General features: G+C 36.1%; 21 protein-coding genes and 2 tRNA genes. 17 read left to right on the forward strand and 6 right to left on the reverse strand.

The features are described from left to right. Positions 1 to 157 precede the first annotated feature (157 nt). The 3 genes from AC3WTI_RS16345 to AC3WTI_RS16355 all read left to right on the forward strand — a co-directional run bounded on the left by AC3WTI_RS16345 (position 158) and on the right by AC3WTI_RS16355 (position 2,058). Positions 158 to 445 (forward strand): hypothetical protein, encoded by a 288-nt coding sequence (locus AC3WTI_RS16345; protein WP_000780761.1) that lies wholly within the window; start codon positions 158 to 160, stop codon positions 443 to 445. Positions 446 to 601: 156 nt separating this feature from the next. Beyond that, entirely contained in the window at positions 602 to 1,264 is a 663-nt protein-coding gene (locus AC3WTI_RS16350) for a type 1 glutamine amidotransferase domain-containing protein (protein ID WP_097840806.1), read from the forward strand. Between the two features lie 155 nt (positions 1,265 to 1,419). Then, positions 1,420 to 2,058, forward strand: a complete 639-nt coding sequence (locus tag AC3WTI_RS16355) for a TetR/AcrR family transcriptional regulator (protein WP_087957094.1) — start codon at positions 1,420 to 1,422, stop codon at positions 2,056 to 2,058. A 49-nt stretch (positions 2,059 to 2,107) separates the two neighbouring features. Here AC3WTI_RS16355 and AC3WTI_RS16360 read toward each other — a convergent pair whose 3' ends face one another. Then, positions 2,108 to 2,791, reverse strand: coding sequence for a type 1 glutamine amidotransferase domain-containing protein (locus tag AC3WTI_RS16360; RefSeq protein ID WP_492304382.1), 684 nt, complete (start codon positions 2,789 to 2,791; stop codon positions 2,108 to 2,110). A gap of 510 nt (positions 2,792 to 3,301) precedes the next feature. On the opposite strand from AC3WTI_RS16360, the gene AC3WTI_RS16365 reads away from it, so the two are divergent. From AC3WTI_RS16365 to AC3WTI_RS16400, 8 genes are all read left to right on the forward strand, one after another. Then, entirely contained in the window at positions 3,302 to 4,627 is a 1,326-nt protein-coding gene (locus tag AC3WTI_RS16365) for an MFS transporter (RefSeq protein WP_253621651.1), read from the forward strand. Positions 4,628 to 4,989: 362 nt separating this feature from the next. Continuing rightward, on the forward strand, positions 4,990 to 5,799 hold the full coding sequence (racE, locus tag AC3WTI_RS16370; protein ID WP_000774001.1) for a glutamate racemase: 810 nt from the start codon (positions 4,990 to 4,992) through the stop codon (positions 5,797 to 5,799). Between the two features lie 130 nt (positions 5,800 to 5,929). After that, positions 5,930 to 6,979, forward strand: coding sequence for a spore germination protein GerM (gerM, locus tag AC3WTI_RS16375; RefSeq protein ID WP_087957091.1), 1,050 nt, complete (start codon positions 5,930 to 5,932; stop codon positions 6,977 to 6,979). A 128-nt stretch (positions 6,980 to 7,107) separates the two neighbouring features. After that, a complete protein-coding gene (gene rph, locus AC3WTI_RS16380; RefSeq protein WP_016118680.1) occupies positions 7,108 to 7,845 on the forward strand; it encodes a ribonuclease PH in 738 nt (245 codons plus the stop codon). Between the two features lie 11 nt (positions 7,846 to 7,856). Further along, positions 7,857 to 8,465 (forward strand): XTP/dITP diphosphatase, encoded by a 609-nt coding sequence (locus AC3WTI_RS16385; RefSeq protein WP_142286678.1) that lies wholly within the window; start codon positions 7,857 to 7,859, stop codon positions 8,463 to 8,465. Positions 8,466 to 8,478: 13 nt separating this feature from the next. Further along, complete coding sequence (locus tag AC3WTI_RS16390) at positions 8,479 to 8,982, forward strand: metallophosphoesterase (protein ID WP_097840804.1); 504 nt, start codon at positions 8,479 to 8,481, stop codon at positions 8,980 to 8,982. 109 nt (positions 8,983 to 9,091) lie between these two features. Continuing rightward, positions 9,092 to 9,165 (forward strand) — tRNA-Gly (locus tag AC3WTI_RS16395). Between the two features lies 1 nt (position 9,166). Next, positions 9,167 to 9,240, forward strand: a tRNA-Arg gene (locus tag AC3WTI_RS16400). Between the two features lie 158 nt (positions 9,241 to 9,398). Here the strand turns inward: AC3WTI_RS16400 and AC3WTI_RS16405 are convergent. The 4 genes from AC3WTI_RS16405 to AC3WTI_RS16420 form a co-directional block, all read right to left on the reverse strand. Then, positions 9,399 to 9,758 (reverse strand): DUF6572 domain-containing protein, encoded by a 360-nt coding sequence (locus AC3WTI_RS16405; protein WP_087957088.1) that lies wholly within the window; start codon positions 9,756 to 9,758, stop codon positions 9,399 to 9,401. A gap of 14 nt (positions 9,759 to 9,772) precedes the next feature. Further along, the gene (locus AC3WTI_RS16410; RefSeq protein ID WP_087957087.1) at positions 9,773 to 10,114 is read right to left on the reverse strand and encodes a DUF6572 domain-containing protein; all 342 of its coding nucleotides are present in this window, start codon (positions 10,112 to 10,114) and stop codon (positions 9,773 to 9,775) included. 12 nt (positions 10,115 to 10,126) lie between these two features. Beyond that, complete coding sequence (locus tag AC3WTI_RS16415) at positions 10,127 to 11,107, reverse strand: WXG100 family type VII secretion target (RefSeq protein WP_097840803.1); 981 nt, start codon at positions 11,105 to 11,107, stop codon at positions 10,127 to 10,129. A 384-nt stretch (positions 11,108 to 11,491) separates the two neighbouring features. Further along, on the reverse strand, positions 11,492 to 11,842 hold the full coding sequence (locus tag AC3WTI_RS16420; RefSeq protein ID WP_087957085.1) for a DUF6572 domain-containing protein: 351 nt from the start codon (positions 11,840 to 11,842) through the stop codon (positions 11,492 to 11,494). A gap of 366 nt (positions 11,843 to 12,208) precedes the next feature. Here AC3WTI_RS16420 and AC3WTI_RS16425 point away from each other — a divergent pair, with 366 nt between their 5' ends. Next, on the forward strand, positions 12,209 to 12,409 hold the full coding sequence (locus tag AC3WTI_RS16425) for a cytoplasmic protein (protein ID WP_087957084.1): 201 nt from the start codon (positions 12,209 to 12,211) through the stop codon (positions 12,407 to 12,409). An 84-nt stretch (positions 12,410 to 12,493) separates the two neighbouring features. Here AC3WTI_RS16425 and AC3WTI_RS16430 read toward each other — a convergent pair whose 3' ends face one another. After that, positions 12,494 to 13,108 (reverse strand): PH domain-containing protein, encoded by a 615-nt coding sequence (locus AC3WTI_RS16430; protein WP_000473869.1) that lies wholly within the window; start codon positions 13,106 to 13,108, stop codon positions 12,494 to 12,496. Positions 13,109 to 13,583: 475 nt separating this feature from the next. On the opposite strand from AC3WTI_RS16430, the gene AC3WTI_RS16435 reads away from it, so the two are divergent. The 5 genes from AC3WTI_RS16435 to lonB all read left to right on the forward strand — a co-directional run bounded on the left by AC3WTI_RS16435 (position 13,584) and on the right by lonB (position 19,917). Further along, a complete protein-coding gene (locus AC3WTI_RS16435; protein WP_097840802.1) occupies positions 13,584 to 13,832 on the forward strand; it encodes a hypothetical protein in 249 nt (82 codons plus the stop codon). A gap of 198 nt (positions 13,833 to 14,030) precedes the next feature. Further along, complete coding sequence (locus AC3WTI_RS16440) at positions 14,031 to 15,029, forward strand: hypothetical protein (protein ID WP_253621650.1); 999 nt, start codon at positions 14,031 to 14,033, stop codon at positions 15,027 to 15,029. Between the two features lie 309 nt (positions 15,030 to 15,338). Continuing rightward, complete coding sequence (gene tig / locus AC3WTI_RS16445; protein WP_087957081.1) at positions 15,339 to 16,616, forward strand: trigger factor; 1,278 nt, start codon at positions 15,339 to 15,341, stop codon at positions 16,614 to 16,616. 264 nt (positions 16,617 to 16,880) lie between these two features. Further along, complete coding sequence (gene clpX / locus AC3WTI_RS16450; RefSeq protein ID WP_048531476.1) at positions 16,881 to 18,140, forward strand: ATP-dependent protease ATP-binding subunit ClpX; 1,260 nt, start codon at positions 16,881 to 16,883, stop codon at positions 18,138 to 18,140. Between the two features lie 106 nt (positions 18,141 to 18,246). Continuing rightward, entirely contained in the window at positions 18,247 to 19,917 is a 1,671-nt protein-coding gene (gene lonB / locus AC3WTI_RS16455; RefSeq protein WP_142286679.1) for an ATP-dependent protease LonB, read from the forward strand. The last annotated feature ends 129 nt before the right edge of the window (positions 19,918 to 20,046 follow it).

A 20,046-nucleotide genomic window follows, 5' to 3' on the forward strand; every position in this document is an offset into this window, starting at 1 on the left:
GCTATTTTTTTGTTTGTATTTTGAACTTAAAAAAGGTATCTCGGACTTTGAGAGGGAAGATACGTTTAAGAAAGAAGTGTTAAAAATAACTATTCTAAAACATGATGTGGTATTTAGAATGGGTATCTTAGTCATTTATGGATAAGAAGGTGCAAATATGAAGTTGTATTTTAAAGATATGGAGATAGGTGAAATTAAAGATGTTTTTGGAGACATGCCATGGATGTATGGAACAATTCGTCTATACGAGAATAGTAAACCGTTCCAAAAGTATTTTCGTGAGATGGTAGACGAAGATAGTATATTTGATTTTGAAAGCATAGACCCTGAATTTTTATATGAAGAAAATTGGTCTATTTTTGATGAGGATGATCAACGGTATTTAGGGATTGATATACCTGCTATTCATATGGAGGATACAACAATTGCGTGGCGTTGGAGATAAAAGCTATAAAGTTGTGAACATCTTTGTACGAAAGAATTCAAACGATAACAACAAGCTGACTTTTATACAAAGGTTCAGCTTGTTGTTATCGTTTTTTTCGCTTGCTGTATGAATGATAAGAACACTCCATACATAAATAGGTAGTAAGGAGGGGATATGTTGAAAAGGATATTGTTAGTTTCAACAAGCGCTCATGATATGAATGGACACCCGACTGGTTTGTGGTTGGAAGAGCTTGCAGCTCCTTATCGTGTATTTAAAAAGGCTAAGTTTGATGTTGATATTGTATCGATAAAGGGTGGTAGAGTACCTATTGATAGAGTGTCTATTCCGAACGGGATACCTCGTGAATTTAAGTATGTTGCTTCTTTATTGCAAAATACGAAGCCGATCTCAAATGTTCATTTTTCGGATTATGATGCGGTTTTATTTGGTGGTGGACACGGGGCGATTGTAGATTTTCCAAGTAATCCATATGTTGCAAATTTAATTGAGAATATGTACAACAATAACCGGATTGTAGCGGCTGTTTGTCACGGAGTAAGTTCTTTAGTCGGTGTGAAAAATAAGGACGGATCGTTTTTGGTTGCCGGTAAGCGTATAACAGGTTATACAAATGCTGAGGAAAAAGCTGTACATTTAGAAAAGCGAGTGCCGTTTTTATTAGAAACTAAATTGAAAGAAGAAGGGGCTTTGTTTTATGTTGCTCCAAATTTTACGCCGCATGTTGTAGTAGATGGACATTTAATTACAGGGCAAAACCCGCAGTCTAGTATGGAAATAGGGGAGGCTATAAGAAGAGCTGTAAATAAATTATAGAAAAAGTGCTCGCTACTCATCAAGGTAGCGGGCATTTTTTCTGTAGTGTAAATGATCTTTAAACTAAAAAGATATATTGAGTATAGTGACTTCATTTATAATTAATCGTGAATTTGCTATACTATTTTGTATGGACAAAAGGGGAGGCTCTTTTAATGAGAAAAGTTGCGTGCGCAAATACTTATATTAATAAAATAAAGCCCGTTATTAGAAAAACGAGTTTTAGCCAATTGAAAATAGATGAAATTGCGAAATATATGGATATTAGTAAAGCTACTTTATATAAACGTTTTTCTTCGAAAGATGAGATTATTGAAGCTGTAGTAGAAGATTTTATGAACTATCTTCTTGAAGGAGATGCGGATAATCAGGATGAAAGTATGTCTTTTGCAGAACGTTTCCAAAAGACGTTTGTTCACTCTTTAAAATGTGTGACATATATTTCTGATGTCTTTTTACAAGATTTGAAAGAGGCATATCCGCACTTATCAGACCGGTTAGTTGCCGCACAACAAAATCGTAATCATAATTTACAAATGTTTTTTGAAGCGGGTATGGAACAAGGTTACTTTAATAAAATGAACGCACAATTATTTATGGTGCAAGATGATGTGATGTTAAGACGTATTATAGATCATTCTTTTTGTATTCAGTACGATATTACGTTAAAAAAAGCGATACTTGATTTTTATCAACTAAAGAAGTATCAACTTTTTAAACCAGAGTATATAGAAGCAATTGATGATTCGGAAATTGAAAAAGAAGTTATTGCTATTTTGCAAATGATTTCGTAAAAAAGCAGGTTTTCCTATAGTAATGGAAAACCTGCTTTTTTATTATCTGTTATTTGTTTACGTGTTGTAATACTAATTCAGCTACTGGACCACCTGAAGCTGGGTTTTGGCCAGTTATAACGCGATTATCTTCTACAGCGTAAGCTTCCCAAGGCTGCGCAGCTTTTTCGTAAAGTCCTCCATTTTTAATGAGTTCGTCTTCTGTTAAAAATGGGACGAATTGATCTAGTTCCGCAAGTTTTTCTTCTTCGTTTGAAAATCCTGTTACTTTTTTACCGCTAATTAAACGTTCCCCATTACTTAATGTGATGTGAAATAAACCAGCAGCTCCGTGACAAACAGAGAAAACAATTCCGCCATTTTCATAAATGTCGCGGCTAATCATTTGAAGTTCTTTATTTTCTGGGAAGTCCCAAATTACGCCGTGACCGCCTGCGTAATAAATAACGGAGTAGTCTTCTGGGTTCACTTCACTCGGTTTCATTGTAGAACCGAGACGATTCATAAATTCTTTCTTTTGATACCATTCCCAATCGACGCCCTCCGCCATTGTTAAACTATGCGGATCAATCGGTGTATAGCCGCCTTGTGGACTAACATAATCTACTTCATAACCAGCTTCTTCAACCTTTTTAACGAAATGGACAGCTTCACCAAGCCAAAGACCAGTAGCTCGATTTAAATTTGGATATTTTTCTACGCTCGTTAATACGACTAACATTTTTTTCTTCATCATAATCCTCCTGTAATGTTTCTTCTATATAAAAGTTTTTATTTATTTGGTTTTATCCCGCGTTAACGGACAGTAAACTCCCACCTCAAAATTCAGTTGGAGTAAAGAAGTTAGATGGGAGATCAACTGTCCGTAAACGTCCGATTGGCTCAATTAATAATCAGTGGGGGATGAACAAAACCCCCACTGATTAAAGTTTCGCTTTATTAAGTTAGAAATTGCAAATTTGAATAACCATATCAGTCCTCCTTATATCGGATTCGAAAATAGTGTATAACAATTTTTGAACAAAGTAAACTAAAAATACTAAATTAGTTTACTCTGTATATTTTTCGTTGACAAACTGTAATGCTGAAACTATGATAGTTCCATGAATATCGAACAACGTACATGTTTCGTTTCGGATTCAGTTTGTCGCGCGATAAATGTATACATTTGATGAAGTTGTTTAGTAGTGATAGAGGCGCTGAATAACTTTATTTGTTATTACAATTAGGAGAGGTGTTACACATGGAGAAAGATATAAGTAACCATTCAAAATGGTTTGTTTTTACATTATGTTTTATCGTTTTATTAGGGCCGATGAATGCGGTTTTATTTAATGTAGCGTTAGAGGATATTGCTCATGATTTATCCATTAGCCAATCGAAGGTAAGTTGGGTTGTAGTAGGTTATTCCTTAGTTGTCGGTATTGGTTCGATGATATATGGGAAGCTGGCTGATCGTTATAGCGTAAAAAAACTATTAATGATTTCAATTATCATATTTGCAGCAGGTTCTATTATTGGATTTATGAATCAATCTTATGCAATTACCATTCTTGCAAGATTAGTGCAGGCGAGTGGGGGAGGGGCGTTTATTGCGCTTAGTATGATTGCAGTGGCAAAGTTAGTTGTTCCTGCTAAGAAGCCTGGCGCGTTAGCGATGATTAGTTCTTCTATTGCATTAGCGATAGGTATTGGTCCTTTAGTTGGCGGGGCAATTACAAATACATTAGGGTGGCCATATTTATTTTTATTTATGATTATTTCAGTAGTTGGGATTTTTCTGCTTATGAAATTTATGCCGAAAGAAGCGCATCATACGGCTGAAGCGTTTCATTTTGATTACATCGGAGCGGTGTTATTATTTGCATTCATTACGACTGTTTTATTAGGTGTAAATATTAATGGTTGGCTATTTGTGTTATCGGTTGTTTTCTTATTTTTATTCACCGTTCATATGAAGAACGCGGAGCATCCATTTATTGATATTGAGTTGTTTACAAATAAACCATTTCTTCGTTTAATAGCAGTTGGATTTATAATGAATGTGGCGTTATGTGCTAGTTTATTATTATTACCATTACTGTTAGGAAGAGAGCACGGGTTGTCTCCATTCGTTATTGGAATTGCATTGTTTGTTGCATCACTCTTTGGTATTGTATCTAGTTTTGTTACTGGGAAGATTGTCCCTTCGTTTGGAAATGTGAACATGATTTATGTAGCGTCTGTCATTATGATCGTTGGCTTTTTAATTTTAGGGCTTATTCCGAATGGGAACTTAATGGTTATTTTAGTAGCGATTATTTTAACGTTTATGAGTTATTCAGCTATTCAAGTATCAGTAAACACATTTATACCGAAAACATTACATCCAGCTAAAGTTGGGGTCGGTCTTGGCTTATATAATTTAATTAACTTTTTCGGTATGGCATTTGGACCAGCTGTTGCGAGCAAAATTATGGAATCTACAAATAGTTATTGTTTGAATTTTATTTTAATCGTCATGTTAATTTCTGCTCATTTCGTCTTATTAATAGGAATGTCTTCTTTTCAAAAAAAGATGGAGCGGTAAATACGCACTTTATCCCACTTTAATGGGCAGTAAGACCCCCACCTCAAAATGCAGCGAAAGCAAAGAAGTTAGGTGGGGGGCGGGCTGCCCATAAAAGTCCGATTGGTGAGGGCTAATAATCAGTGGGGATGAAGAAAATCCCCACTGATTAAAGTTTCACTTTATATAGAAGAAACCGACTTTCGTATAGAAGGTCGGTTATTTTTCTGTCTTGCAAATTATGAAAAAAAGGAGCAAAATAAAAAAGGTCCTAGTCTATACAGGTACAAATGAAAATTTTCATACAGAAGCAGTTTAAGTGAGCGAACTTAAAGTGTGTAAAATATAATGATAAAATAAGATGATGAATGAGAAAACGGGTGATGAAGTTGAATAGAGCAATCGGTGTTATCGATTCAGGAGTTGGCGGTTTAACAGTAGCGAAGGAATTAATTCGTCAGTTGCCGAAAGAGCGTATTATATATTTAGGGGATACAGCACGTTGCCCTTATGGTCCACGTTCTCGAGAAGAAGTGCGTCAATTTACGTGGGAAATGACGGAGCATTTACTAGATTTAAATATCAAAATGTTAGTTATTGCGTGTAATACAGCAACTGCGGTTGTATTAGAAGAGATGCAGAAACAATTACCAATTCCAGTGGTAGGAGTTATTCACCCAGGATCACGTACAGCTTTAAAAGTGACAAACACGTATCATGTTGGGATTATTGGAACAATTGGAACGGTGAAAAGTGGTGCATATGAAGAAGCGTTAAAGTCTATTAATAACCGTGTTATGGTAGAAAGCTTAGCTTGTCCGCCTTTCGTTGAGCTTGTAGAGAGTGGCAATTTTGAAAGTGAAATGGCGTATGAAGTTGTAAGAGAAACATTGCAACCACTGAAAAATACTGATATTGATACGCTTATTTTAGGTTGTACACATTATCCGATTTTAGGGCCTGTTATAAAAAAAGTAATGGGAGATAAAGTGCAACTCATTAGTTCAGGTGATGAAACAGCGCGCGAAGTAAGTACAATTTTATACCATAGTAAAATGTTGAATGAGGGAGAGGAACAAAGTGATCATCTCTTCTTAACAACAGGAAAAATAGGTCTATTTAAAGAAATTGCATCAAAATGGTTTGGCCAACCGATTGAAAATGTGAAACATATTTATTTGGAAAAAGAATAATAGTAGAATTCATATAAGTGAACTCCTGAGAAATCAGGAGTTTTTTGTTTGTAAGAAGCATAGCTTGTTCTAAAACATGAAACAGCTCGTATACATAATAGTACAAACTTAGATTTTAGGGGGGAATGGCATGCCTAAATCCACTTTTAAATGGGTTGTTGGTGCTACTGTGAGTGCTGTTTTACTAACAGGGTGTGGCTTTATAAATCAGGAGAAAGCAACGGAACAAATTGATCCGCCAAAACAAGTTACGTATACAGAGGGTGGAAATAAAGAAGTATCTAAGAAAGTTAAGCAAGGACAAATGGTGAATAGAGAACTATACCTTGTTGATAAAAATGGCTATGTTGTACCGCAAACCTTAGCTATACCTACTCCGAAAGCAAATGAGGTTATTCAGCAAACGTTAGAGTACCTTGTGAAAGATGGACCGGTAACGAATTTATTACCGAATGGGTTCCGTGCAGTCATTCCAGCGAATACATCGATGACCCTAAATTTGAAAAAAGATGGGACGGCAGTCATTGATTTCTCACAAGAAATGAAAAACTATGCAAAAGAAGAAGAGCGTCAAATCGTTGAGTCAATAGCGTGGACGTTGACGCAATTTAAAGAAATAAAACAAGTGCAGTTCCAAATAAATGGTGAGAAATTGGCGAAGATGCCTGTTGGTGGCACGCCGCTTGGTGAAGGGGTGAGCCGTGCTAACGGTATCAACTTCGATGATGAGCAAGTAGCGGATGTAACGAATACAAAACCAGTCACACTTTATTTTATGGCACAAAATAATAATAAACAGCAATACTACGTACCAGTAACACGCCGCGTTGTAGAAGGAAAAGAAAATGATTATGCAGCAATTATAGATGAACTTGTAAAAGGACCGATTCATCAATCGCTTCTGAATGATTTTAATCCAGGAGTTAAGCTTATTACGAATCCGAAGTTACAAGATGGAAATCTTACATTAAACTTTAATGAAAATATATTTATAAACCCAGATAAAAATATGGTTTCAAATTACGTATTGAAGTCGTTAGTCTTATCTTTAACTGAAAAGAAAGGCGTGAAAAGCGTTTCTATTGAAGTAAATGGTAAAGCAAATCTTATAGATGAAAAGGGCGGAAAGTTAATAAAACCGGTAGATCGTCCAGAAAACGTGAATACAGGTAGTTTTTAATCGCCAATAATTTGATATACTTAAGTAAGAAAGGGGAATTGCTTTTTGGGTTCCCCTTCTTTTATTGTATACATATCATACATTTAAATTTGGCTATACTAACAAGTAGTTATGAGGAGGTTATTTTTATGCGAGTAGATGGTAGAGAGAAAACAGAATTACGCCATATACATATTCATACGAATTATTTAAAACATCCAGAGGGATCAGTATTAATTGAGGTTGGGGATACAAAGGTAATTTGTTCAGCGACAATTGAAGAGCGTGTCCCGCCGTTTATGCGTGGAGAAGGAAAGGGCTGGGTAACAGCTGAATACGCGATGATTCCACGTGCGACAGAACAACGTACAATTAGGGAGTCAAGTAAAGGGAAAGTAACAGGGCGTACAATGGAAATCCAGCGTTTAATTGGACGAGCATTACGTGCGGTAGTTGACCTAGAAGCACTTGGTGAAAGAACAGTTTGGATTGATTGTGATGTTATTCAAGCGGATGGTGGAACGAGAACTGCTTCTATTACAGGTGCATATGTAGCAATGGTATTAGCGTTTGAGAAGCTATTACAAGCAGAAAAAGTATCTAAAATTCCAGTAAAAGATTACTTAGCAGCAACGTCAGTAGGGATTGTTGAAGAGCAAGGTGTTGTTTTAGATTTAAACTACGTAGAAGATTCTAAAGCAGACGTTGACATGAACGTAATTATGACTGGAAAAGGCCAGTTTGTTGAAGTGCAAGGAACTGGAGAAGAAGCGACGTTTAGCAGAGCACAGTTAAATGAATTACTTGATGCTGCGGAACAAGGCATTTTCCAACTAATTGACATGCAAAAAGAAGCGTTAGGCGACATCGTATCTCATATAGAGTAGAGGTGGAAAGTATGAAACAAGTTGTTGTAGCGACAAAAAATATGGGGAAAGTACGTGAATTTGCTGAGTTATTTGAGAGATTTGATTTAGAAGTAAAATCATTACACGATTTTCCTCATATTGAAGAAGTGGAAGAAACTGGTGAAACGTTTGAAGAAAATGCAATTTTAAAAGCAGATAGTTTAAGCAAACAGTTGAATGCAATCGTAATTGCGGATGATTCAGGTCTTATTGTAGATGCTTTAAATGGAAAACCAGGCGTGTATTCAGCTCGTTTTGCTGGAGAGCCGAAAGATGATCAAGCGAATATTGATAAGGTTTTACAAGAATTAAATGATGTAGCGTTTGATAAGCGTAAAGCGCGCTTCTACTGTGCATTAGCAGTGGCTTTCCCTGAAGGTGATAAAAAGCCTGTCATTGTAAACGGGACGTGCGAAGGATATATTTTAGAACAGCGCCGCGGGGAAAACGGTTTTGGATATGATCCGATTTTTTATGTGGAAGAATATAAAAAAGCGATGGCGGAACTAAGTTCAGATGAGAAGAATGCCATTAGTCACCGCGGACGTGCTCTGCGTAAGCTAGAAGAAAAAATCCCTGAATGGTTTTTAGGAGAATAAGGGAGAGAGATTGATGAAAGCTTTAATCGTAAGCGATAGTCATAGCTCTGTGAAGGAATTACAGCAGTTAAAAGAGAACTATGAAGGGAAAGTAGATATCATGATTCATTGCGGTGATTCGGAGCTAACGCCTGCTCATGAAGAGTTGCAAGGTTTCCATGTTGTAAAAGGGAATTGTGATTATGCTAACTTTCAAGATGAAATTGTAACTGATGTAGAAGGCATTCGTTTCGTAGTTGTGCACGGACATCGTCATAACGTGAAAATGACATTGCAAACATTCGCGTACCGTGCAGAAGAGGTAGGGGCGCAAGTTGCATGCTTCGGACACTCTCACGTATTAGGTGCAGAATTAATCGACGGCGTTTTATTTATTAATCCAGGTAGTGTTTTATTACCGCGTCAGCGTGTAGAAAAGACATTTGCTTTATTAGAAATGGATGAAGATCAAATGGAAGTTCGTTTTGAAACATTAGACGGACAACTAGTTGAACAAGCAGTTTTTAAAAGAGGATAAGAAAAATTATCCTCTTTTAAAAAAGGTGTTGACTTTATGTATGGTTATACATATAATAAATATTGTCGATAGGGCAACAGCGCTAACGAAGAAAAACAAAATAACATATGCGGGTGTAGTTTAGTGGTAAAACAAGAGCCTTCCAAGCTCTGGTCGAGAGTTCGATTCTCTTCACCCGCTCCATGTCCCAGTAGCTCAGCCGGATAGAGCATACGCCTTCTAAGCGTACGGTCGGGAGTTCGAATCTCTCCTGGGACGCTAAAAAAACCTTGTTATCTTTTGATAACAAGGTTTTTTGTTTGTCTATCAATTGATGTATGTGCAAGAGGTTTAAAAATATTATAACGTGATATATGAAAATGAGTATATGCAACAGATTAAAGTGCATTAAAAAGAGCGCTTAAAAACGCTCTTTGCTAGTCAGTTATATTATTTGTTTGTTCAGGCTCATCAAATGGTTTATGCACGTATTGAAAACCGTATCCAGCTTCAACGAGAACCTCATCAACCTTTTCTAAAAATTCTTTGCCCCATTTAGTGCAACGATATTTACCGTAGATTTTAATAACAAAATTATACCCTTTTACTTCGGGATATCTTTCGTAAACTTCTTCACTTTCTATAAAGCCTAAATACAAATTAATCTTTTCTTCTAGTAAATCAATGTGTTTTTCTTCATCTTTCCAATCTTCTTCGTCAACAATAATAAGATACGCTACTTTTTTATCTTCATCATACCCCATAAAGTCGACTGTATCTAAATCTTGTAAACTCATGCATACACCTACCTTTACTTGTTGTTTGGGGTCCTGTGATTAAATTGTAATCCATAACCTGCACCGTGTAATTGATCTCTTACTAAATCGTAAAATTGTGTACCATATTCATTGAGTTCATATTTAGCAATTACTCTTACTACAAATTTGTTTTTTTTAGTTAATTCGGGAACGGTGTCATATATTTCACCATTCTCAATAAACGTTAAATAAGTATTAATTTTGTCTTGTAAAAGTAGGGCGTGTTCTTCTTCATCTTCCCAATCTAATGCGTCAAAAATAGTTAGATATACAATATCTTCATTGTTGTTATCCATTGAAACTAAATCGATTTTATCTGTATCATGTAAAGCCACGTAAACAGCCCCCTATTCTTTTCTTATTACTTTGACCTTTGTTGGTGGTATTACTTCTAAATAATCAAACGGCGGTTTGTTTCTACTCTTAATTATTGCACCGTGCTCTTCAATTTCAGGGAATGCAAGTTTTTGATTCTTTGTTAATGGTGCGGTTAAAGATGATTTCAACTCCGTTAGATGAACTTCACTTGTTTCTAAATTCTTAGAAGCTATATCTACGCGGGTACGAACACCAGAAGGAGTTTGTAGTGTTACCTGTTTAGTGTAGACCTTTTCTGTACTGCCTTCATTTTTGAAAGTCTGTAACATTTCTCTTTCAAAGTCATCCCCTACTTTTTTATTAATCTCAATTTGTTTTTGTCTTTTAGCTTTTAATAATGCTTTTGCTTCTTTTACCTTATCGATATTTTTTACGGCATCAGCTACCTTTTTTGCACCTTTAACTACTTTTATTCCTTTACCTAGCGGAGTAAGTCCCGCAAAAACCATGACACCAGCACCAGTGCGTTCCCACCACGAAAGTTTTTCGCCAGTATCGGGATCAACACCTTCTATAACACGTCGTACATCGTATTCTCCCGATAACTCGCCCGCTAGGTCTCTAGTAACTTTCTCTAAACTTGCACCATCTTTTTTCGAAGCAGGTGCACCAGGTGATGTGTTGTTATTTTCTGACGAAGGGGCACTAGCTATAATTTCACCTTCAACCAGATTGCCGTTGTACTCAGCATCTGCCGTGCGGAATTTTTCTGCAGCTCTTTCTAATTCGTCAGCTATTTTATCGAACTCCGTTAAAACTGTGGAAATTTTCGGTTTAGCTTCGTTAAACATTTGATAGAAATGTTGGCTAGTTGCTCCTGCCCAGTTTGCGGCAATATGTTCTGTTTGATTGTATAAACCATTATGTATTTGTTCTAAGGTGTACCGTACGTTCTTTACCGTCTTGGCTACTTGCTCTAGACGTTCGGGTGTTACTTTTATTTGTACCATACCATCCCTGCTTCTCCTATAATATTTTCACAAGAAAATTATACCATATCCATACATTAGCCAGTGTATGTTAAACAAGAGAAGAAAGAATCGCTTGTATATAGTAGATAATAGGTGGGGCGGGAGTTCGGATCTCTCCTAGGACGCTAAAAATTGATGTTTGGGTGTAAGAGATGAGGATAGGAATGGAATACCATAATTAATACGAGTGAAAGATTATCAGGAGAAGTAATCATTTATAAGTTTCGCGTCTAGTTTGGGTTATAATTGTAGCTCATTCTTAATATCTGTAACCTTTCCTTCAATATTAAGCAGTTGTATATGTACTTTTTTTTCGTAAATAAAAAGAGCGCCATGTATGCGCCCTATTCCTCTTATTTAATTTCAAGAATCAATAGGTTTATGATGGAACTCAAATCCATATCCAGATTCTCCTAATTGTTTACTTACAATATTATAAAACTTTTTCCCGTAAAAACTAGGTTCATTCTGCGAATACACTTGTATAATGAAATGTGTTCTTCCTATTGTACTTGGAACTTTTTCGTAGATTTCATCACTTTCAATGAATCCTAAATATGTATTGATTTTGTCTTGTAAAAGTAAAATGTGTTCATCGTCAAGTTCTTCGCTTTTATTCCACTCTAAAGCATCAAAGATTGTTAAGTATACATTATCTTTATTATCCTCATCTATTAAAACTAAATCGACTTGATCCGTATCATGTAATGCCATATAAAAGCCTCCTTATTCTTCTTTTCTTATTACATTTATTTTCGTTGGTGGAATCTCTTCTAAATGTTCAAATGGTGGTTTATTCCTACTTTTAACGATTGCACCTGATTCCGCAATTTCAGGGAAGGCTTTTTTCTGATTTTTAGTAAGAGGTGCAGTAGGTGAAGATTTTAACTCTACTAAGTCAATCTTACCATTTGCGTCCTTGCCTCCTATATCTATACGATTGAGCAGCAGTTATCGAAACTTATCCCCGGCAGTGTGTTACAATTAATAGAAGCGGAAAACGAGAATCTCCAATTGACTGGACCTGTGATTGGTTAGATGGTTTAAGAAGGTCGTATAAAAAAGGGAGATGGCGCAAAGATGGCGAGATCAAATGAGAATGAGTTAACGGAGAAATTGGCAGAAGGTCACCGGAAATATGGTGATGGCAATTTTACAGTACAGAACATCGGTGATGAAACTAACCCGAATTGGACTGTTGTAAAAAATGTGAGGAAGGGATCAGCAGGCATTCGCGAAGGAGAAGATATATTAAGACTGCGATCAAAATATATAAAATAGTACGGAAATGGGCGGAGTGGGAGTTCAAATCTCTCCTGGGACGTTAAGAAACCCTTGTTATCTTTTGATAACAAGGGTTTTTGTTTAGTTATTAATAAACTTCTCAAAGACAAAACCATAATCTTTCACATTATATTGTTTCTTCGTATCAACGAGCCAGTTAAAGGCGATTTCGTTCATTTCTTTAAACTGCTCTGCTAAATTTACTTGTGCGTTTGAAATACGGCTGAAAGCATTAGAGGCCATATCTAGACTTTTATGTGCATACTGCAATGTAATATCGTTGTCGTATGAGATTTCTTCTATCTTAAGTAAAGCTTTATATAAATCTTTTAATTCTTCAATATGTTTTTTATGAACATCAATTGAATAATGCTCATCGCCCATTTGGAACTTAATTTCTACATCTAAATCAATCGTTCCGGCAGTTTCAAGTGCTACGTTTTTAATTTGATATTTACTATAGCTAAAGCGGCGTAGTGTACGTTTTTTACTTGTTGCGCTTGTGCCATCTAGGTGGATTAATCCTTTGTTTGTGAAACAATATTCATCTGATTTTGATTTAATTAGAAAATAAATTTTCTCCCCGTCTTCATGCATCACATAATCATCAGCATCAACTTTATCGTAATCTTTCGGTGTGATGACAGATCCTACATCGCTTAGTCCTAATACATCTGCAGCCATTTTTTTAAACATATATAATCCCCCTTTTAAATTCTTAATTGTACAAAAATATATTAACACGATTTCAATGAAGTGTTTTCTTATAATTAAAAACATTTGAAGGTAAGTTGAGAAAAGTAACGAATGTTATTTAAAAATATGTAAAAAGATGCTGAGAAAAAAGCTGATTTTGCAAGTGATTATAGAGAAATTCTATGAAGTCCCCTCAAGTGATATAAGTTGTTTTTTTATCCCTTTTTTGAAATCTTACAATTCTGTAAGGTAACTGTAAGGAAGTTCGATGGTAACAAATTGCTAATCCCCTATAATGAAGGTAACAACGATAAAACGAGGAGGAAGAAATGATGAAGGGATTAATCGTAACGGGTTTGACAGTTGCATTTGGATTTGTAGCTTATGAGAAATTAACGTATGTAGTTGATGTTGTAAAACATTTAATCGCTTAGTAAAAAAACTGCCATGAGAGGGAAAGGGAATGAGTGAATGAATGGAATGGTTATTTGGAATTATAGGTACTTGTAGTGTAGTGTTATTGTTCTTTGTCCCAAGTGGTATACTTAGTTCGGCAACGAGTTTGTTCTTCTTAAGTTTGTTTGCTTGTACGATGCTTATTATTATGTTTTTAATGAAGCGAAGTAAACCAATCTTCTATTTTAGCATGATTGTTATGGCAATTATTATTCTCCAAATTATTACCCTTGTTATATACCCCACTATTATAAAAGCTTTCCATTAATGATAAATCCTCTGCTTTCATTGCCGAGGGTTTTTTATTTGTATATTTTTAATTTTGAGTAGGGATTTGTTTATATTAAAATATAAAAATTAAATATTTTCATATTTCAAACAAAGGGTTTTGAGATGTTGTGTTCTCATTACTCATTTGATATATTTACTTTAAAGATAATTAAAATCTAGAAAAAGAGGCGGACGTATGGATAAAAAAGAAAATACGGTCGTATTGTTTCCGCAACTATCAGAGCGATATATTGATGAAGGTTTTTTAGCGCTGAAAGAGCGGAAATTCGAAGATGCATTGCGCTGCTTTGAAATATTACGTCAGTATAATGCAGAAACGGAACAAACGGAACTCGCTTCTGTTATTTGTTTGTTAGAGTTAAAGCATATGGAAGAAGCGAAAGACAAATGCGAACAGTTACTTGAAACGGGAGCTGTATTATTTGGTGATATTCTTGAAACATATGTGACGATTTTAGTTCAAACAAATGATTATGAAGGTGTCATTGAAACCGTTGAAAAAGTGTTGCAAACGAAAGATGTAATGCCTGAGCAAAAGGAAAAATTAGCACAGCTCGCTTTATTTGCAGAAGGTATGTTAAATGAAGTAGATACGTCACTAGTCGATTCGAATTTTGAATTAGATGAGTTTACTAATGAAATGTTTGGAGAAAACTTTGGACAAAAGCTAAGAGCGATTCAGCAACTTTCGTTAAAAGACTTGGATCTTGCATTACCTATTTTAAAGAAATTTTTAATAGACGAAAAACAGCACCCTTATTTGAAAACTTCTATTTTGTATAAAATGATAGAAAATCAAATAGAAGAAGAAATAGAGGTAGAAAAATTTGGGAATACGATCAAGGTAATTCCAGCATTTACAGCTCATAATGAGGAGCAATCCGATAACATTATACATACATTATCAAGTCGATTGGAGCAAAATTATCCCGATATATTTGATGCGATGGTTACATATTGGAAAGAATTGCGAATTAGCGTTTTCCCATTCGCTCTATTAATGGATAAAGTGGAGATTTGGGCTGCTGTTTTAGAGAGAATTGGAAGAAAGCGTTTTGGATTGCCTATTGATGAAGAAGAGCTTATGACAGCGTATAATATTGAATTAGAAGAGTTTCATATTGCCTATCAATGGTTATTACGTGTTGAAAGAGAAGGATATTTGCCCGTATAATTATGAAAAAGAATCGTTCGGTTCTTGAAACGAGCATATTCTATGTTATAATGTAAGGGTTGCAAAAGGCAGAAATCTGCCTGTTTGTAAGAGAAGAGAAGTGTAATTCTCTTACTTAATATGTTTCATATTATTCTCGAACAAAATATACCGTAGTTGTCTTTTAGGCAATTAGTAGATTGGAACATTATATCTGAAAGCTTTTGCTAGAGGATTATTTGTACTTTTGTTATTTCAAAAAAGAGATAATGAAGATCTTAATCTATAGAGGTATGTGCATACATTATTATAGTTGGAGGGAAAGAATAAATGGCTGCAAAATGGGAAAAATTAGAAGGTAACGTAGGCGTTTTAACAATCGAAGTTGATGCTAAAGAAGTAAACAACTCTATCGACGCTGCGTTCAAAAAAGTAGTAAAAACAATCAACGTACCAGGTTTCCGTAAAGGAAAAATGCCTCGTCCGTTATTCGAACAACGCTTTGGTATCGAATCTTTATATCAAGATGCTATAGATATCATCTTACCAAAAGCATACGGTGAAGCGATTGATGAAGCTGGTATCTTCCCAGTTGATCATCCTGAAATCAACATCGAGAAGTTCGAAAAAAATGCTAACCTTATCTTCACTGCAAAAGTTACAGTGAAACCTGAAGTTAAATTAGGTGACTACAAAGGTTTAGCAGTAGAAAAAGTTGAAACAACTGTAACTGACGAAGATGTAGAGAACGAATTAAAATCTTTACAAGAGCGTCAAGCTGAGCTAGTTGTTAAAGAAGAAGGAACTGTTGAAAACGGTGATACAGCTGTAATCGACTTCGAAGGTTTCGTTGATGGCGAAGCATTTGAAGGCGGAAAAGGTGAAAACTACTCTCTAGCAATCGGTTCTGGTACATTCATCCCAGGTTTCGAAGAGCAAGTAATTGGTCTTAAATCTGGTGAGTCTAAAGACGTTGAAGTATCATTCCCAGAAGAGTACCACGCTGCTGAATTAGCTGGCAAACCAGCAACATTCAAAGTAACAATTCACGAAATCAAAACAAAAGAACTTCCTGAGTTAAACGACGAGTTCGCTAAAGAAGCAGACGAAGCGGTTGCAACTCTTGATGAATTAAAAGCAAAACTTCGTACAAACTTAGAAGAAGGCAAAAAGCACGAAGCTGAGCACAAAGTACGTGACGAAGTAGTAGAATTAGCTGCTGCTAACGCTGAAATCGACATTCCAGAAGCTATGATCGACACTGAGTTAGATCGTATGGTTCGTGAATTCGAGCAACGTTTAAGCCAACAAGGTATGAACCTTGAGCTTTACTACCAATTCACAGGTACTGACGCTGACAAGTTAAAAGAGCAAATGAAAGAAGACGCTCAAAAACGCGTACGAATCAACCTTGTTCTTGAAGCTATCATTGAAGCTGAAAACATCGAAGTTACTGAAGAAGAAGTAACTTCAGAAGTTGAAAAAATGGCTGAAATGTACGGTATGCCAGTAGACGCTATCAAGCAAGCTCTTGGAAGCGTAGACGCTTTAGCTGAAGATCTTAAAGTGCGTAAAGCTGTAGATTTCTTAGTAGAAAACGCTGCATAATAAAATAACAAGGCGCGATTTTAATCGTGCCTTGTTTTATAAATATAGAAATATATTTATAAAACTTTTCGATGAAGAAGGAAAACTTCCTTAATGAGTCGAATATACATATTTCAAAAGTTTTAAAAACTTTTTATTTGTACATAACTAGTCATATTATTTGTATTTCTCGCCACGTAGTGACATAATATGTATTTACATACGATACATTTATCGTGTACATACGAAGGCAAGAGGTTAGCACTTTGTAAGGGGTGTGAAAATATGTTTAAATTTAATGATGAAAAAGGGCAATTAAAATGTTCTTTCTGTGGTAAAACACAAACGCAAGTTCGAAAGTTAGTTGCAGGTCCAGGTGTTTATATTTGTGACGAGTGTATCGAACTTTGTACTGAAATTGTACAAGAGGAGCTTGCGAAAGACGAAGAAGTAGAATTCAAAGATGTACCGAAACCGGTAGAAATTCGTGAAATCTTAGATGAGTATGTCATCGGACAAGATAACGCGAAAAAAGCACTAGCGGTAGCGGTATATAACCATTACAAACGCATTAATTCTAACAGCAAAATTGATGATGTAGAATTAGCGAAGAGTAATATCGCACTTATCGGGCCAACAGGTAGTGGTAAAACATTACTGGCACAAACGTTAGCGCGTATTTTAAATGTTCCATTTGCAATCGCGGACGCAACATCTTTAACTGAAGCTGGATATGTTGGGGAAGATGTAGAAAACATCTTACTAAAATTAATCCAAGCAGCTGATTATGATGTAGAGAAAGCGGAAAAAGGAATCATTTATATTGATGAGATTGATAAAGTGGCACGTAAGTCCGAAAATCCATCAATTACACGTGATGTATCTGGTGAAGGTGTGCAGCAGGCACTTCTGAAAATTTTAGAAGGTACTGTAGCAAGCGTTCCACCTCAAGGTGGTCGTAAGCATCCGCACCAAGAGTTTATTCAAATTGATACAACGAATATCTTATTCATCTGTGGTGGAGCGTTTGATGGCATCGAGCCAATTATTAAACGTCGTCTTGGTGAAAAAGTAATTGGATTTGGTTCTGAGAAGAAAAATGCTGATGTAAATGAGAAGCATGTTTTATCTCACGTATTACCAGAGGACCTTTTAAGATTTGGTTTAATTCCAGAGTTTATCGGTCGTCTTCCAGTTATTGCAAACCTAGAGCCGCTTGATGAAGATGCTCTTGTTGATATTTTAACGAAACCGAAAAATGCACTTGTTAAGCAATTCCAAAAACTATTGGAGCTTGACGATGTTGAGTTAGAGTTTGAAGAAGGCGCACTAATTGAAATTGCGAAAAAAGCAATTGAACGTAAAACAGGTGCTCGTGGACTTCGTTCTATTATTGAGGGCTTAATGCTTGAGGTAATGTTCGAACTTCCATCTCGTAAAGATATCGAGAAGTGTGTTCTTACAAAAGAAACAGTAGCTGATAATGCAGCGCCGAAATTGGTGTTACAAGACGGTACTGTCCTTGATACAAAAACATCTGCATAATGCGAAGGAGAAACAGCAATTTTTATAATTGCTGTTTTTCTTTATGTTTAGCTATGTTCCTCCGCGGAAATACTAAGAGATAAAACATTGCGGGAGGAAATAAATGATGAGCTGGACAAATATATTTTTACTTGTTCAACTTGTTTTTGGTGTAATTGTCGGATTGTATTTTTGGCATTTACTTCGAAATCAGCGAACACAAAAAGTTTCAATTGATCGAGAATCGAAAAAAGAATTAGAACAGCTTCGTAAAATGCGTGAGATTTCTTTAACAGAGCCGCTTGCGGAAAAGGTGCGTCCTACATCCTTTTTAGATATTGTAGGGCAAGAGGACGGGATTAAGTCGTTAAAAGCGGCTCTTTGTGGCCCGAACCCGCAACATGTAATTATATATGGTCCGCCAGGTGTCGGAAAGACAGCGGCAGCACGTCTCGTATTAGAAGAAGCGAAGCGAAATCCAAAATCTCCATTTCGCACAAATGCAACATTTATTGAACTGGATGCGACGACAGCAAGGTTTGATGAACGTGGTATTGCAGACCCTTTAATCGGTTCGGTCCATGATCCAATTTATCAAGGTGCTGGTGCGATGGGGCAAGCAGGTATTCCGCAACCGAAAAAAGGTGCGGTAACAGATGCACACGGTGGTATTTTGTTTATTGATGAGATTGGTGAACTACATCCGATTCAAATGAACAAAATGTTAAAGGTGTTAGAAGATCGAAAAGTGTTTTTGGAAAGTGCGTACTACAGTGAAGAGAATACGATGATTCCAACGTATATACATGACATTTTTCAAAAAGGTTTACCAGCTGATTTTCGCTTAGTTGGGGCGACGACACGTTCACCAGAGGAGATTCCCCCTGCTATTCGGTCGCGATGTTTAGAAGTGTTCTTCCGTGAGTTAGATACAGAAGAAATTCAAAAAGTAGCGAAGAATGCAGCTGACAAAGTGGAAATGCAAATTGGTGAAAATGGTATTGAAATGATTGGGATGTATGCGAGAAACGGAAGAGAAGCGATTAATCTTGTACAAATTTCTGCTGGTATGGCAATAAATGAAGAACGTCCATTTATTAAAGATGAAGATATAGAGTGGGTTGTTCACTCTAGTCAGCTTACGCCGAAGTATGAAAAACGTATTTATCCTATTCCGAGAATTGGTCTTGTAAATGGACTTGCTGTATACGGGCCGAATACAGGCGCGTTATTAGAAATTGAAGTAACAGCAATCAAGGCGAAAGATAAAGGATCGGTAAATGTTACCGGTATTGTTGAAGAGGAAAGTATTGGTAGTCAAACGAAATCGATTCGCCGAAAAAGTATGGCGAAAGGTTCTGTAGATAATGTATTAACAGTACTTCGTTCTCTAGATGTGTTGCCAGAAGGGTACGATATACATATTAATTTTCCAGGTGGTATCCCGATTGATGGGCCTTCGGCAGGTATTGCGATGGCAACAGGTGTATATTCAGCAGTGCATCGTACGTATGTGAATAATGAAGTAGCGATGACTGGTGAGATAAGTATACACGGAGAAGTGAAACCTATCGGTGGTGTGTACGCGAAAATAAAAGCCGCGAAAAAAGCAGGTGCGAAGAAAGTCATCATTCCTGCTGAAAACATGCAACCATTTTTGTACACAATAAAGGGAATTGAAATCATTCCTGTTCGTAAGTTAAAAGAAGTATTTGAGCTAACATTTATGCAAGAAAATAAGCATCGAGAGCTTGATATACATACTGCTGTGGACGAGACAGATGCGCAATCAATGTGAGAAGGAACGATAATAAAATTTGCCAGACTTCGTTTAAGTTTGTATGCTTAAGCGGAGTCTTTTTTCCTTTTTATAAGGGAGAAAAAACGTAGGATTTACAATTGCGGGAAATCTCTGCAATTGCATCTA

Source organism: Bacillus sp. EB106-02-03-XG38 (assembly GCF_058792175.1).